At 58.4% G+C, this 15,533-nt stretch carries 15 protein-coding genes; 9 read left to right on the top strand and 6 right to left on the bottom strand.

Annotated features, from left to right (window positions below):
* The first annotated feature begins 42 nt into the window (after window positions 1-42).
* From FO268_RS06360 to FO268_RS06330, 7 genes are all read left to right on the top strand, one after another.
* Complete coding sequence (locus tag FO268_RS06360; RefSeq protein WP_191966856.1) at window positions 43-486, top strand: DUF4124 domain-containing protein; 444 nt, start codon at window positions 43-45, stop codon at window positions 484-486.
* Window positions 487-737: 251 nt separating this feature from the next.
* Window positions 738-1,061: a DUF883 family protein gene (locus FO268_RS06355; RefSeq protein ID WP_150990845.1), complete on the top strand. Its 324-nt coding sequence runs from the start codon at window positions 738-740 to the stop codon at window positions 1,059-1,061.
* 2 nt (window positions 1,062-1,063) lie between these two features.
* Window positions 1,064-1,579: a hypothetical protein gene (locus tag FO268_RS06350; RefSeq protein ID WP_150990843.1), complete on the top strand. Its 516-nt coding sequence runs from the start codon at window positions 1,064-1,066 to the stop codon at window positions 1,577-1,579.
* Between the two features lie 71 nt (window positions 1,580-1,650).
* On the top strand, window positions 1,651-2,970 hold the full coding sequence (locus tag FO268_RS06345; protein ID WP_150990842.1) for a glycerophosphodiester phosphodiesterase family protein: 1,320 nt from the start codon (window positions 1,651-1,653) through the stop codon (window positions 2,968-2,970).
* 104 nt (window positions 2,971-3,074) lie between these two features.
* Window positions 3,075-3,983 carry an esterase/lipase family protein gene (locus FO268_RS06340; RefSeq protein ID WP_150990840.1) on the top strand — a complete coding sequence of 303 codons (909 nt, stop codon included), beginning with the start codon at window positions 3,075-3,077 and terminating at the stop codon, window positions 3,981-3,983.
* Window positions 3,980-4,282, top strand: coding sequence for a hypothetical protein (locus tag FO268_RS06335; protein ID WP_191966854.1), 303 nt, complete (start codon window positions 3,980-3,982; stop codon window positions 4,280-4,282). Before FO268_RS06340 ends, FO268_RS06335 begins: the two co-directional genes overlap by 4 nt.
* A 135-nt stretch (window positions 4,283-4,417) precedes the next feature.
* Entirely contained in the window at window positions 4,418-4,996 is a 579-nt protein-coding gene (locus FO268_RS06330) for an outer membrane protein (RefSeq protein ID WP_150990838.1), read from the top strand.
* A gap of 44 nt (window positions 4,997-5,040) precedes the next feature.
* Here the strand turns inward: FO268_RS06330 and cysK are convergent, their stop codons facing one another.
* Both cysK and FO268_RS06320 read right to left on the bottom strand, forming a co-directional pair.
* Entirely contained in the window at window positions 5,041-6,012 is a 972-nt protein-coding gene (gene cysK, locus FO268_RS06325) for a cysteine synthase A (protein ID WP_150990836.1), read from the bottom strand.
* 75 nt (window positions 6,013-6,087) lie between these two features.
* Window positions 6,088-9,015, bottom strand: a complete 2,928-nt coding sequence (locus FO268_RS06320; RefSeq protein WP_150990834.1) for a transporter substrate-binding domain-containing diguanylate cyclase — start codon at window positions 9,013-9,015, stop codon at window positions 6,088-6,090.
* A 143-nt stretch (window positions 9,016-9,158) separates the two neighbouring features.
* Between FO268_RS06320 and FO268_RS06315 the strand changes: the two genes are divergently transcribed.
* Window positions 9,159-9,884, top strand: a complete 726-nt coding sequence (locus tag FO268_RS06315) for a polyamine aminopropyltransferase (protein WP_150990832.1) — start codon at window positions 9,159-9,161, stop codon at window positions 9,882-9,884.
* Here the strand turns inward: FO268_RS06315 and FO268_RS06310 are convergent.
* The gene (locus FO268_RS06310; protein ID WP_150990830.1) at window positions 9,877-10,317 is read right to left on the bottom strand and encodes a methylglyoxal synthase; all 441 of its coding nucleotides are present in this window, start codon (window positions 10,315-10,317) and stop codon (window positions 9,877-9,879) included. The genes FO268_RS06315 and FO268_RS06310 overlap by 8 nt on opposite strands.
* 90 nt (window positions 10,318-10,407) lie before the next feature.
* On the opposite strand from FO268_RS06310, the gene FO268_RS06305 reads away from it, so the two are divergent.
* Window positions 10,408-11,196 (top strand): ATP-binding protein, encoded by a 789-nt coding sequence (locus tag FO268_RS06305; RefSeq protein ID WP_150990828.1) that lies wholly within the window; start codon window positions 10,408-10,410, stop codon window positions 11,194-11,196.
* A 6-nt stretch (window positions 11,197-11,202) separates the two neighbouring features.
* On the opposite strand, the gene FO268_RS06300 is transcribed toward FO268_RS06305, so the two are convergent.
* The 3 genes from FO268_RS06300 to pdsR form a co-directional block, all read right to left on the bottom strand.
* On the bottom strand, window positions 11,203-12,513 hold the full coding sequence (locus FO268_RS06300) for a DUF3422 family protein (protein WP_225316516.1): 1,311 nt from the start codon (window positions 12,511-12,513) through the stop codon (window positions 11,203-11,205).
* An 88-nt stretch (window positions 12,514-12,601) separates the two neighbouring features.
* Window positions 12,602-14,629, bottom strand: a complete 2,028-nt coding sequence (locus FO268_RS06295) for an ATP-binding protein (protein ID WP_150990826.1) — start codon at window positions 14,627-14,629, stop codon at window positions 12,602-12,604.
* Window positions 14,630-14,632: 3 nt separating this feature from the next.
* Entirely contained in the window at window positions 14,633-15,334 is a 702-nt protein-coding gene (gene pdsR / locus FO268_RS06290) for a proteobacterial dedicated sortase system response regulator (RefSeq protein WP_150990824.1), read from the bottom strand.
* Window positions 15,335-15,533: the final 199 nt, after the last annotated feature.

Here is a 15,533-nt window from a genome sequence, read left to right as displayed (position 1 = left end):
ATTTCGTATAAGTACCGGTTTATTGAAAGGGAAAGATAACCAATGAAAGGACTCCTGATACTCCTGTGTTGGCTGGTAACCCTCGTGGCTCAAGCGGGCACTTATCGCTGGGTTGATGAGAACGGCCAGACCCATTTCGGTGACCGGCCACCGGTAAACACAGTCGCAGACGAAGTATTACTCAAGGCTGCCGCCCCGACCTCGGACCAGGCAGCCCGTGAACGCAAACAGCGGGTGAACGAGTTCCTTGAGCAGAGCGAGAGGGAGCGCGCTGAGCGAAACAGGGCTGAGGCAGAGCAGGAGGCAACGACCGCGAAACATGAAGCCCGCTGCCAGGCTCTTCGGGCACGGCTGAAGTTCCTGAAGAGTGTGTCTGGAATCTATCGGCTCAACGACGAAGGTGAACGGGTTTTCGTTGACGATCAGGAAAACGAGCGCCTTCGACGTGAGTTTCGGGCCAGGGTTCAGAGCGAGTGTGATACCTGAAAACAGGGTTGAAAGCAGGAACCCTGCTTTGCAGTGTTTCCTCAGGCCCAACAGGTTAACTTAACGTAAGCCCTCGAGGTCCCGTTACGTGTGCTACATTGTTATCAACCATGGTGCAAATTAGATCGCATGGTTGCTGAAGTCTGTTGAGGAGGGGGCGCCGGCTCCTTTCGGCAGTTATTCAGTCAATAGGTCTTATCGTTACCAAACAGCCGAAATAGCAGTATGGTTTACTGACAAGGAGGCAACAAATGGAAGCGAAATCCAACCAGAACGATTATGAGCAGGTCAGGGCGGACCTTCAAAAACTCCGCGAGGATCTCTCCCAACTGACCAAAAACGTTGCTGAAGGACAAAAGAGCAATATCAGCAGTCTCCGCGATGAAATCCGTCGGGAAAGCCGTGAAGCGTTTGACCAGGTGAAGCGGCGTGGGGATGAGGCTATTCACCGTGCCCGTGATGCCGGCACCAAGGCCGTCGACGATGTCGAGCACAAAATCGAAGAGCGGCCGTTTCTCAGTATCATTATCATGTTCCTCGCCGGACTGCTCGTTGGCCGGTTACTGGACCGCTGATAATGCTGGATTCAGCCTGGTTACAGGGCGTCCTGCGCAAGGCAGTCGCAGCCATTCTCGGGTTTATGCTGGGTCTGGTGCTGCTGGTCGCCCTGTTGATCACCGGTTTTTACTTACTCGTTAATGCCGCCACGCTGGCGTTGTCCCCCGCTTTGGGTGAGGCTGGTGCGTTGGCGGTAACGGGTTTGTCCTGTCTGTTATTACTGGCGCTGTTTTTCTATCGCATGACTCGCCCGGCTGCTTCGAAAAAGTCTTCCAGCGAAAGCGAAGGCCACTCCCCGGGTTCCCCGGTGGATGCTATCAGGGAGCTTGTCCGTAACAATCCTCTGGAGGCCGTTGCTGCTGCGTTTACCTTCGGCCTGGTGGAACACGGCGACCCACGCCTCAAAGCACTGTTGTTGCAGGGCGGCATGGTGTTGATGAAAGAAGCGGAAGCCGAGCAGACCCGAGGTAAGGAAAGCACCGAAAGTAGCGAAAGTACCAGAGCCCCGGAGAGCGAGGCCGACGCGCCAACCTGATCGTCATCACACCGTAACCCGCGCCATTGATAATTACTGTGCAGTACTATTCATCACATAGGGAGCTTGTCATGAAGTTACGCACGTTATTGTTTATGGCATTACTGATGCCATTATTTTCCGTCGCCAATGCCGCCCAGGAAGGGTTTGAAAAGAGCGGAAGCCAGGTGCCACCTGGCCTCAAAAACTGGAACGACAAGGGGCCGGACCTGAAGAGTAAGTTCCACCGTGGCAAGCGCCAGGTACATCTCGGCCCCCGGCCGTTCTGGCTGGTGGAGGACATGGACGAAGGGCCCCTTAAAGAAACCCTGCAGTCCTGTCAGGCCAGAAAGTTCCGGACCACGGACTTCTCGATCGGACACCGGGGTGCGCCTTTGCAGTTCCCGGAACATACCCTTGAATCCTATGTGGCGGCAGCGCAAATGGGTGCGGGCATTCTGGAATGTGACGTCGCTTTCACCAAGGATCGGGAACTGGTGTGCCGGCACGCCCAGAACGATCTTCATACCACCACCAATATCGTGACCATTCCGGAACTGAACGCCAAGTGCACGCAACCATTTGTGCCGGCAGATCCGCAAAGCGGCACGGAAGCCCAGGCTGAGTGTCGCACCAGTGATATCACACTGGAGGAGTTCAAGTCCCTGGAAGGCAAGATGGATTCGTTCAACCCCATGGCGACGACACCCGAAGAATACCTGGGGGGCACGGCGGACTGGCGTACCGAACTGTATAGCAGTCGCGGTACCTTGCTGACCCATCGCGAGAGCATTGAGCTGTTCAAGGCGTTGGGAGTGAAGTTCACGCCGGAGCTGAAAACACCGGTAGTGGAGATGCCGTTTGAGGGCGACTACAGCCAGCAGGATTATGCCCGCCAGATGATTCAGGACTACATCGATGCAGGCGTAAACCCGTCCGATGTATGGCCGCAATCATTCCTTCTGGATGATGTGCTGTTCTGGGTCAGGGACATGCCACGGTTTGGAAAGCAGGCGGTATTCCTGGATCAGGAGCCGATCACCACGGAAAACTCGTCTCTGGCCCGGATGGAGAAACTGTCTGCACAGGGAGTAAATATTCTGGCCCCTGCCCTGTGGAAGATGCTGACACTGGATGGCCACCAGCAAATAGTGCCTTCGGAGTATGCGGAGAATGCCAGGGCAGCGGGGCTGGACCTGATTGCCTGGACGGTTGAACGCAGCGGCCCGCTGGCTGATGGCGGTGGTTGGTACCACCAGACGATTACCGATGCCATCAATAATGACGGTGACGTTTTCAAGGTAATTGATGTCCTGGCGCAGGAGGTCGGGGTCATCGGTATCTTCTCGGACTGGCCGGCGACCACCACCTTCTATGCCAATTGCGTGGGATTGGCGGGACGGGGCCACTAGATTGCGGTTGCCCCGCCGCCGGAATCCCACCGAAATTCAGCCAATCGTTAAAGCGTTTATGAGCGTAGACTGGTGATGACATCATCAGACGGTAACGGTTGAGCATGGATACAAACACCAGTCCGGCATGGCAAAGGCATGCCTCAGCCATTCTCAGCGGGTTTCTCGGGGATTGGCTTGAGGCCCGCGATAATCCCCTGGCTATGCCTATGACTTTGTTCCACGGCACTGAGCCAGTCGCTCCGGGCAGTCCAATTGCCGGGGGACCCGGGTCAACCCTGTGTATCTCCATCCATGGGCTGATGGAACTGGAGTCGGTATGGACTATTCCCGGTGGCGACGGAGCTCATTACGGATCGCTTCTGGCGGGTGTGAATAGTGACATTACACCACTGACTCTCCGCTACAATACTGGCCGTCCCATATACCGCAATGGAGAAACCCTGGCGGATTTGCTGGACTCTCTGGTAAGCCAGTGGCCGGTGCCTGTGAGCCGAATCATTCTGATTGGCCACAGCATGGGCGGGTTGTTGATTCGCAGCGCGTGCCACCATGGCCAGTGCCATGGCTATGGGTGGCTGGAACAGCTCAGTGACTGTGTCTATATCGGAGCGCCCCATGACGGTTCGTGGTTGGCCAAAGGTGCCAGGGCGGTAGCCGACCTGATGAATCGCGCCCCCAGGGACTATTTGCGGGTTTTGGGCGAAGTGATTGATCTGCGCAGTGAAGGTATCCGCAACCTGTCCCGCGGGGAAGTTGTAAGCGGGGTTAATGAGCAGCCGCCCTTGCTGCCGGGCACCCGCCATTATGCCGTCTGTGGCCTGCTGGCACGAGACCGCCAGCACCCGGTTAATACCCTGTTCGGCGATGCACTGGTGCATGAATCCAGCGCCCGCGGCCGGGAGCGAGAAGGATGGGCGCTCACTGGCGTAGCCAGCTTTCCGGGTGTGGACCATATCCGCCTTGCCCATCACCCCCGCGTCGCTGTCCAGCTCGAGGAGTGGCTGTTATGAAAAAGCACGATAGTAACTGGTGGATTGGTGTGGCAGATATTGCGGCCAGTGGCATAAACCATGGCGCCCTCAAGCTGGAACGCGTCCATCTGGCCATTGCAGACGAAACATTCAACGTTCTGAAGCAGGTGCCGGTTACCAGGCCATGGAGCGAAGGCATTCGCACAATCCATCACGGTATAGCCCGTCTCTCCTACCGCAGCGTGTCGCTGGTGGCAGCCAGCCTCGAAACCTCCGCAAAGTACGCAAATACCCCTAAAAGCAGCAAACTGGCATTAAATAACATGAAAAACAGGTGAACAGACCGTATTGCGCATTTAATGCAAATCCTTTTCGTTTGGAGTTAGCCTGAGATCAGGTAATCGGTATGGAGTTTTACCGGTTCAACCGTTGGAGAAATTCAACCACTGAACTCAGAGAGAAGGATGGACAATATGAGTTACAAATCCGGTTTTGCATGTGTAACAGTTCTGACGTCGGCCATGCTGGCGGCGCCGGTTGTCTGGGCTCAGGATAATACCGACAGGGACAGCTCCGGTGTTTTCGTCAGCGGTAGTTATGGTGGTTATAAATCCCATGGCGGCGAATTCGATGACGATAATGATCTGTTTGGCGTGGGCCTGGGTTACCAGTTCAATGAGTTCTTTGCCGTGGAGGCAGAGTACATTGATTTTGGCAACTTCGGTGATGACGACGTGGACGGCAAGCTGAAGGGTACCTCCCTCGGGCTTCTTGGTCGGTTGCCGCTAACGGATACCTTCGGGGTTTATGCCAAGGCAGGTGCGTTCGCATCATCGTTTGATGTGGATGCTTTCGACGAAAGCGAAACCTATGACGAGGTGAACCCTTTCGTGGGCGCCGGTGTTGATTTCCGGGTAACCCATCAGCTGACGGCTTTCGCAGAATATAACCGCTACAACGTTGATATTGACGAGGACGACTTCAACGGTCAGGTTACCAACGACGGACCGGATTTCGACACCGGTCGCGTGGGTTTGCGTTTCCAGTTCTGATGTATCGGCAGAGAGGCCCGGGGATCGGTCCCCGGGCCCGCGCACTACTGTACGTTCTCCAGCTCGCCAAACCGATCCGTAAACAGCGCAGAGGAGAGATAGCGCTCTGCGGAATCCGGCAAGACGACTACGATATTTTTACCCTTGAATTCCGGCAGTTTGCCAATCCTCACTGCGGCCACGACCGCGGCGCCGCATGATATTCCGCAAAGAATACCCTCTTCCTGCATCAGTCGGTGCGCCATATCCATCGCTTCCTGATTGCTGACAGTCTCCACCCGGTCCACCAGAGCCATATCCAGGTTGCCGGGAATGAAGCCCGCGCCGATGCCCTGTATTTTGTGAGGTGCCGGTGTCAGGTCCTGACCGCCAAGGGACTGGGTGATGATGGGGGAGTCTTCAGGTTCCACCGCGACAGTGGTGATGGCTTTGCCCATGGTGTTGCGGATGTAACGGGCGACGCCGGTCAGGGTGCCGCCGGTACCAACTCCGGAAACGAAGATATCCACGGCACCGTCGGTGTCATTCCAGATCTCCGGGCCGGTGGTGTCCTCATGGATACGAGGGTTTGCCGGGTTTTCAAATTGCTGCGGCATATAGTGCCGGTCAGGATCTGCGGCAACGATTTCCTCGGCTTTGGCGATGGCGCCCTTCATGCCCTTGGCTGGCTCTGTGAGCACCAGCTCTGCACCCAGAGCCTTCAATACCTTGCGCCGCTCCAGGCTCATCGAAGCAGGCATGGTCAGCAGAAGCTTATAGCCCCGCGCCGCCGCAACAAAGGCCAGGGCGATGCCGGTATTACCGCTGGTGGGTTCAACGATGGTCATGCCGGGTTTGAGGACGCCGCGCTTTTCCGCATCCCAGATCATGGCGGCGCCAATCCGGCACTTGACGGAATACGCCGGGTTGCGACCCTCGATCTTGGCCCAGATGGTGGCGCCCTCATTTACGCGGTTCAGTCTTACCAGCGGAGTGTTGCCGATGGACAGTGAATTGTCGTCGTAGATGTTTGCCATAAATGATCCTCCCTGTTGCTGTACGGTTATGGTAACACCCGCTACAAGCATACTGCGGGGATGGTCATGATGCTTCTAATCTTCGGACTCATTCACGTTAACGGTACGGGTTTCCAGGCGGTTGCGCCCGTTCTGTTTGGCTGAATAAAGCGCCTGGTCGGCCGTCCGAAGGAACTCCGTCGAGGACGACTCCTTGCCGGGAACGCCAGTGGCAAGGCCAATGCTGACCGTGAACCGTAGAGATTCACCCTGGTAGCGGATGCACGTGCGCGCCAGGGCATCCCGGAAACTCTCCAGCCGCGCAATCAGTTCCTCAAGGTCGCTGAACGACGTGAAAATAATAAACTCCTCCCCTCCGAACCGGGTCAGCCGGTCCGTGTCCCGGCGAAAATGCTCGCGCATGATGTCCGCCAGGGTTTGCAGGCACTGATCACCGGCTGCGTGGCCATAGGTGTCGTTGATATTCTTGAAGTGGTCCGCATCCACCATGGCAACGGCGAAGCCTTCCTCATGTCGCTGGCACCAATGAAAGCTCTTGTTGAATTCGGTGTCGAAATAGGTGCGGTTGCCGATCTGGGTCAGGTCGTCGGTGACGCTCAGGTGGGCCAACCTTGTGTTGGCTGATGCCAGCTCACTGTTCAGCCGGCCCAGCTTGCGGTTCCAGTAAAACAGCAAGCCGAGAACCACCAGGGCAATCGCCGTGAGTTGGGCAACCAGCGCGTAGTCGGTTTCGGGTTGCAGGCCCAAGCTGTTCCATTGCTGTTCGATGGTTTGGCGTTCCTGTTTGGTAAGACTGTCTACCAGCTTTTGCATGATATCGGCCAATATCGGTTCGTCATTACGGGTAGCCACGGCCGGCGCCCAATTTACCGCCACTTTGCCGATCACTTTCAGATCAGCCAGCGCCTGTTCCTGAATGAGGTAGCTGGCGGTGGCCAGGGAGCTGAGCATAGCCGCCAGTTCCCGCTGCTGAACCTTGCGCATTCCCTCTTTTTCATTGGCCACCTCCACAAGGTTGAGACCGGGGTTCCGGGTTCGCAATAGCTCCACGAAGGCATAACCTTCCCCGACACCCACCGGTCGGTCACCCATATCCTTCAGGGTATCAATGAAGGGGGCTTCGATGCGGCCCACCAGAACACCGGGAATCTCGGCATAGGGCGAGGTGAAGTCCATGAAGTCGCGTCGCTCTGGGGTTTCCATCGCCATGGAAAACATGTCGCATTCGCGGTTTTTAGCCGCCCTGAAGGATTCCGGCCAGCTGCTGACCGGCAGAGGGGCAAACTCGATGCCGGACCTTTCGGCAAACAACCGGAAGGTGTCGGCGGCAAGCCCCTGGTGCCTGCCGTTCTCGTCCAGTCCTTCGAGCGGCAGCCAGTCAGGGTTGGCGCAGAAGGTGAGTTGTCTGCCCCTCTGTTCCAGCCAAGCCTTTTCCGCAACGGTAAAGGTTACTTCTTCCACAGGTTCCGGTACGCGGCGTGCTGAGGCCCCCAGCCAGCGGTTCTCGATGGTTCTCATTTCGGTTGGGCTGATGGCCCCGAGGGCCTCGTCAATAATGGCTGCCAGGGGTTCAAGGGCCGGTCTTACACCAAAGCGCAGATCCTCTCCCGGTTTGCCCTCGAGGGTGACTTCCCCGGCAATGGTGACGCCGCTCATGCCCAGCTCGCGCACCCAGTAATTGCCGTTGGGCAAGGCAGCCATCGCGACATCAACGGTGCGCTCCTTCAGGGCCTGGAACATGGCCCGTTGGGAGGAAAAGGTATAAACCTCCTCACCGAGCTGTTCCTGCAGCGCGCTCTCGTAGTATATGCCCGCGCCGATGGCGACTTTAAGGCCTTTCAGGTCGCCCGGTGTGCGGAAGTTCAGATCTTCATCCAGCGTAAAGGCAACGTTGGGGATTTCATAATAAGGGGCGGTGAACCGGCTCGAAGCCTGACGCTGCCGGTTCTTCGAAATGTTGGCCATAATATCGATGTCACCCCCCAGATACTTGGGGTACAGCTGCGACCACTGATCAGTGACCGGAATCACCTGCAGGCCGGTCAGATCGGCGATGCGCTCCATAATATCTACGGCCAGCCCCTGCAGGGAGCCCGCATCCTGGAAACTGAATGGCGCATAGTCCCTCATGAACCCCACCCGCACCGGGCCCAGGTCGCGGAGGTAGCTCTGCTGGGCGCTGGTGAGCTCAAAGCCGGGTGTGGCGTCAATGCGGGCTCCGCCGAACTCTTGCCAGCGCTCGTACAGCTCAGTGATCCTGGCCTCGGGTATCGCCTCCAGGCCCGCGTTCACCGTTTCAAACAGGGCTTCGTTGCCTTTCAGGACTCCCAGGCGAAAGTCTTCCTGTGCCAATTCGCCCAGGGGTGCCTCACCTGCCACCTCCAGAAACCGGAATCCGGCCTCATTGGCGTAATAGTTCAGCGTCAGGTCCGGCCCGATAATGCCGTCTACCCAGCCAAATGCCAGGGCCCGCACCAGGCTGGGAAAAGAGCTGTAACCGGTGACCCGTGCACCTGAATTCCTCACCAGGTCGCGATAATAGACGTCCCGGACAATACCCAGATGGTAGTCCGAGAGAGCCTGCAGCGAATTGATCCTCTCAAGGGGCCTGGCCGGGTCGTGCATGATGTAGTTTTGGCGGGTGTGATAAGGCCGGGTAAAGAGAATCTTTGCTGCCCGTTCTTCGCTGTAGGATATACCGTCAATGATATCGATTTCGCCCCGCATAAACGCGCCGTATACATCGGCCCAGTTGCCGGGGCGAAATTCAAAGCTCAGGCCTGAGTGGCGGGCCGCCTCGCGGAGCACATCAATTGAGAACCCGGAGGGGTCGCGACCATCTACATGGGAGTAGGGCTGACTATCGGACACGATACCCACGGACACGGTTCGGCTGTCGGAGGCCAGGGTGGCTTTCGATAGTGAGAGTAGGATCAGTACCGTGAAGACAGAGAGCAGCACGGCATTGAGGTATGGTCTTTGGTTGCTGGATGCCGTGCTCATCAGAGAGTTTGCAATTCCGTTTGTGCCTGGTTGGAATTGTACTCGCTAGATCGGGGAGTGCCCAGACCAAGATGGTTCGTCGACTGCGTTCAATGAACTGCGGTGGTAGGATAGGGGCACTTTAATACCCCACAGGAACGACCATGGGCCTTTTGTTTGAGCAGATCGACAGCCAGCCGTCAGCATTGGGGGAAATCACCCTCCGTCGCCGCCGCATTCCAGCGCTGGGTGACCGCGATATATACGAGGTGAAACTGGGCGACGAGTTCCTTATGTCCAGCATGTTTGTCGATGCGGAAGTGGCGCTGGCGGACCTGGGCCTGGACGCTGTGGAGGGCGACGCGCTCCGGGTAGTGGTTGGCGGTCTCGGGCTGGGGTACACCGCGGAAGCGGCACTGAAGCACGAGCGGGTCAGCGAACTGCTGGTTGTGGATGCCCTCGATACGGTGATCCACTGGCACCAGGAGGAGAAAGTGCCTTTGGGAAAGGTATTGAATGAGGACCCGCGTTGTCGCTATGTGCTGGGCAGTTTCTTTGACCTGGCAGTGTCCGACGCCGGTTTTGACCCCGAAGCGCCAGGCAGGGTCTTCGACGCCATTCTGTTGGACATCGACCACTCACCCAGGGCTCTGCTCAACGACTCCAATGCCAGTTTCTACAACGTTGAAAGCCTGGGCCGAATGGCGGCTCACCTGCGGCCCGGCGGAGTCTTTGCCATGTGGTCCAACGAGCCGCCCGACGAGGCGTTCATGGAGATACTCAGAACGCTGTTTACCGATGTGGATGCAAAGGTGGTGTCTTTCTACAACCCGTTCCAGAATCGGGAGTCTTCCAACACCGTGTTCCTGGCCAGAAAGCCGATCAGTTAACCGGGCGCCCGGTGTAGCTTGAGAAATCCGGCTTTTTTGGCTGATGCTGGTCGTCGGTCATATAGGCGGATGTGAGTATGAACTCGGCGGTGGCACGGTTGCAGGCTACCGGGATATTCCACAGTGCCGCGATGCGCAGCAGTGCCTTGATATCCGGATCATGGGGCTGGGGTTCCAGCGGGTCCCAGAAGAATACCAGCAGGTCGATTTCACCTTCCGCGATCTTGGCGCCAATCTGCTGGTCGCCACCCAGCGGGCCACTGAGCAGGCATACGATGTCGTCTCTTCCCAGGTTTTCCTTCAGCAACCGGCCGGTGGTGCCGGAGGCATAAAGGCGGAGTGAGGCGAAGCGGGTCTGGTTTTCGGCAACCCAGTCCACCAGTTCTCTCTTCTTGTTGTCGTGGGCGACGAGAGCAACGGATTTAACGGCCATTTGCGGTAAAGTCTCCTTTTCGGGGTAGTGTCCGGTAACGGGCTCCAGTGTTTCATATTCACGTTAGACGCGGAACAGGAAATAAGTGTTATGGCGACAGACCAATCCATCGACTGGGCAGGGACGCCGGCCGCCGTGTGGCGACGCCATCGCCAGGGCCTGCGGGCGATCAGGCGGCTGGATCCGGTGGGCTGGAGCGAACTGACCGGCATCGGCCGACAACAGGAGGCGCTGGCCCGTAATACCGAACGCTTCCTCGCGGGCGAACCTTCCAACAACGCCCTGCTCTGGGGCGCCCGGGGCACCGGAAAGTCGTCGTTGATCAAGGCGCTGCTCAACCGCTACCAGGGCCAGGGGCTGCGCATGATCGAGGTGGACAAGGACGACCTGGTGAACCTGCCGGAAATTGTCGACGACATTGCCGAATTGTCGTGGCGATTCGTGATTTTCTGTGACGATCTGTCCTTCGAGGTGGGTGAGTCCGGCTACAAGGCCCTGAAAAGTGTGCTGGAAGGCTCGCTGGAATTACCGCCAGAGAATGTGCGGGTGTATGCCACTTCCAACCGCCGCCACCTGATGCCTGAGTTCATGGACGATAACGTCAAGAGTGAGATGCGCGGAGGCGAACTGCACCCGGCCGAGGCCATTGAGGAGCAGGTGTCCTTGGCGGACCGGTTTGGCCTGCAACTGTCGTTCTACGGATTCCCCCAGGACGTGTACTTGCAGGCGATTGATGCGCTGTTTCCCCGGGTTGATAATCGCGACGCCTTGCACCGGGAAGCCATCCGTTTCGCCACCAGCCGGGGGGCTCGCAACGGCCGCACCGCGCAACAGTTCTACCGGCAGTTTGCCGGGGACACCGACGCCTTCGGGCGTTAGGGTCTGCTACTGCCGTCGGGCGAGCTTTATAAAGCGGTGATGCAACAGCCGGATACCGAAGAATACCAGGGCCATCACTACGGGGATGGCGATGCCAAGCACCAGTGATTTATTAAAATCCAGCCCCGCGTCGTGGGCGGAGTCCAGTGCCAGTTTCAGTAGCCCGATCAGGTAATAGCTGATGGCCACCACGGAAAGCCCCTCCACGGTATGCTGCATCATCAACTGGATTTTAGAGCGCCGGTCCATGGAGCTTAAAAGCTGTTGGTTCTGGCTCTGGATCGCCAGTTCCACTCGGGTCCGCACCATGTCCGAGGCGCGATCCACGCGTCTGGAAAGGTCCTCCAGGCGGTGCTTGACTGATTCACAGGTTTCCACCGCAGGCGTCAGCCGCCGGGTCATGAACTCGGTAATGGTGAGGTGTCCGGACAGCTCGTCTTCCCGCAATTCCTCCAGCCGCGTCAGCACCAGTTGGTGATAGGCGCGGGTGGCGGAGAAACGGAAGGTGGAGTGGGCGCGGAAGGCTTCGATCCGCGCTGCGATATTGGTCAGATCCGCCAGGACTTCCCGCTCCTCAATGTTTTCGTTGTCAGCGAGGGACTGGGTGATTACTGCCAGTTGTTGGTCCATCTCATTCAGCGAGGGCGTCATTTCCCGGGCCAGTGGCAGCGCCAGCAATGACATCAGGCGATAGGTCTCGATTTCCATCAGGCGCTGGGTCAGGCGGCCAAGCTGGCTGTCCGACATGTCACGGTTGAGCACCATGAACCGGCCAAAGTTGTCGCTGTGCAGCCGGAAGGTGCCCCATACGCGGGCCTTGCCTTCCCAGGGGCTGCTGCCCACAAGTCGTTCTCCTTCAAACCAGTGGCGGATCTGGGTCAGGTCGTTTTCCGTGCTGGCGTCAGTTTGCTGCAGGTCGATATGAAAGGCTGCTACCACGGTGCCGGTAAGCTTTTCGAGCCAGCCCCTGGGCAGTGGCGAGATGCCGGTGTCCTCGAAAGGTTGGTGATCGTTTGTGACCCCAAGGTGGATAAAGGTGTAGGAAGCAAATTCCATGTGCATCTCGCGACGGATGCGCAGGGAGCCAAAGGTGGCCTCATAGCAGCTGACATCTTCGACGGGTTCGGGTTCCCCCAGCATGATATGAAGATCCTGCCAGTGCCGGAACTGGGCGGTGCGTTGGTCCGGTGTGGTCAACAGGGCGATGTGGGTGACCTGTGCCGGGCATGGCAGTACGTGGAATGGACGGGAATGGAGTTCGTTGTAGAGCTCGTTCCTGAGGGGGTGCAGATCAAGCTGGTTGAGCGAGGGCTTCACAATCCATTCCTTTGACGATAATTCGGCTGATGATTGATGTGATGTCAGGCTAGAGGTTTGTCCGCCAATGTGAAAGACGACTTGCGGCTTACGACCCTTGGAGGGGGCGGGCTGCTGGTACCAAAACGGTAAACCGGACGCCATCGGACTCATTGGTGGCGGTCACCTCGCCGCCATGATGTTCGGCAATCAGTCGCACGATCAGCAGGCCCTGACCGAGGTGGCCTTCCTGTTTGCCGGTTCTCACGGAAACGAAGGGGCTGAAAATATCACTGGTGAGGCTGCCCGGCAACGACGAGCCCTCGTTGAACACGCTCAGTTCCAGCTGCCCCTGCCTGCGACGCAGGCGCACTTCAATCCGGCCCTGGGGGGGCGTGAAATCCCGGGCATTGTCCACCAGCTTGTCCAGCAACTGCACCAGCAATTCCGGGGAGCCGAGGCACGAGCAGCCACTGGCGGGGCCGGAATAGCCGATTCGGTGGTCCGGGTCCAGTTCCTGATAGGCCAGGGTTGTCTGGGCCATCACGTCAGCCAGATCGAAGATTTCTTTCTCGGCGTGATCCAGGCTTTGCTCCAGCCGGGCCGCTTCGCTCATGCCCTGCAATATCTGGCTCAGGCGGTCGGTGGCTGAGCGCGCCCGTTCGATGTAGCTGGCCTGGTGGGCGGGGTCTGTGGTGTGGCTCAGGTTTTCAAGGGATGAGCGTACCACCGCTACTGGTGTTTTCAGTTCGTGGGACAGCCGGCGGGAGAAGCTTTCCAGGTAATCGGTATAGCCATGCAGGCGGTCTACCATGTGGCTGAATTGCCGCGCCAGGTCACCCAGTTCATCCTTTGCACGTGCGGGTGGCAGGGAGCCCAGAACCCGGCCATCGTCATCAATGGTGGCACTGACCGCCCGCTGCAGGCGAGTGATGCGCCAGGACAACCAGCTGGCGTAACCCAGCAGCACCAGCATCAAGCCGATGATCAGCAATACGCTGCGGGCAATCACTGAACCAAGGGTGCTGCCAGACAGGGCCAGAAGCTGATCCAGGGATTCTTCCAGTACCAGAACCCGGCCGTCGTCGAGGGGTTGTTTCACCAGCATATGGGGGTCGCCGTCCCGATGACGAACAAGGCCCGGAGAGGGAAGATTGCCGGTATCCATACGATGGGCTTCATCGTCCAGCAGTGTCGGGTCAGGTTGGTAAAAACGCACCAGGGCCCGCAGACCGTTCAGGCTGATGCGCTCAAGAATCTGCAGCGGGCTCAGGCTGTCAAACTCCGGTTCGTCGGCCTCAGAGCTTCTTTGCTGTCGCGCAATCACCCAGCCGTCCGGCTCCAGAACCCAGGCACCCTGGCCCGGGGCGATCATGGCAGCAAGCCGGTTTTCGAGCGATGGCAGTCGGGTAACCAGTTTTGCCGGGGCGTGGCCTGCCATTACTTTTCCGTCACCGGCGGCACTCGCCTCTGTTCCGGGCCATGTTACCCGGAAGCCGAATCGCGACGTCGGCGCAGGCCGGGGGATGCGCAGTTCAGCCTGGTAGCCATTGCTGACGGCCTGCCAGTAGCCACTGATGCGGTAGTCCGTTGAGCCTTCCTGCCCCGGTTCAATGGCATTGATTGCCCCTGGTGCCTGGGGGCGAATAAGGCGGTGGGTGGCCTGGTTGCCGTCTATGAAGTGGAGCTGGATCTGGTCATGGAGCCGGCCCGGGTTGCCGGGATTGAAAAATTCCGCCGCCCGGCCACTGACCCGGACAAGCAGATAAAGGTGCTTGTGATAGACGGCCGCCTGCCACGAGACTTCCGCACCATCGCTGTCATTGACTCGTTGGGTGCTCTGCCACTGCTGGCCGGATACTTCCTCGTCATAGCCCGGCCAGTCATCGCCGTAGCCGTCGAGGTTGGGGGGGCGTGACAGGAGGTTGGCGTATATCACACCGGCCCCTGGCGTAATGACCGGGCTCTCCTGCAGCTGCTCCGCCGCAAAGCCGGCCACGCGCCCGGCCTGACCCTGCAGTTGGCGTGCCGCCTGGTCCCGTAGCGCCTGGTCCAGCTCCAGCACGAACTGCAGGCCCGCCCAGGGAATCAACAGCATCAGAAGGCTGGCAATGAAGAGTTGGCGTTTCAGGGTCAAAACTCAGGCCTCATGGGCGTTCCAGCGGTAACCCATGCCGTAGGCCGTGTGAATGCCATCAAAGTTGTCATCAATCTGCAGAAACTTGCGACGTATCCGCTTGATGTGGGAGGTCACCGTGTTGTCGTCCAGCACTGTGCTGGCGGCCTCCATCAACTGGTCCCGGCTGCGCACGTGCCCCGGATGCTGAACCAGGGAGTGCAGCATCCAGAATTCCGTTACTGTGAGGTCGATGGGCTGGCCGTTCCATTCCGCCGTCATCCGGTCCACGTTCAGGGCCAGCCGGCCCCGGTGCACCACTTCGTCCGGCTGTTTCAGGGCCTCGGCCCAGGCATCCGCCCGACGCAACAGGGCGGTTACGCGGGCCAGCAGGTGATCCATGCTCATGTCCTTGGTGACATAGTCGTCTGCTCCCAGCCGCAGGCCGTGCACGGAATCGATATCGCTGTCCCTGGCCGTGAGGAAGATGATCGGCAGGGTTTTTGACAGGCTTCGCAGGTCCTGGCAAAGGGTAAAGCCACCCTCGGGCTCGTCCCCCAGACCCACATCAATAATCGCCAGGTCCGGCAGGGTGGAACGTAACACCTGGAAGGCACTGGTGCGGTCACCATAGGCAGAGACCCGGTATCCCCGGCGCTCAAAAGCGTCGCGGTAGTTTTCCCGGATAGCGGGCTCATCTTCGATCAACACGATGTGTCGCTTCATAACCTGCAGCCATTTCCCTGTTAATTCGGGTTCCTATTTAACCATGGCCTGAGGCCAGAACAAGATAAAGCCACCGGTTTGCCATAATTCATCATTTTTTCGGCGTCGGATCGCCAGATTGTGACACCGAATCGCCGCTTCCGGGGGGTGAAATAGACATCAGTTGCCAACAGGCGTGTGTTTACTTCACTGAAACAAG

This window comes from Marinobacter denitrificans, assembly GCF_008795955.1.
GTDB lineage: Bacteria > Pseudomonadota > Gammaproteobacteria > Pseudomonadales > Oleiphilaceae > Marinobacter > Marinobacter denitrificans.
Note: the sequence above shows the minus strand (reverse complement) of the source record. Positions and strands in the feature narration are given on the sequence as shown.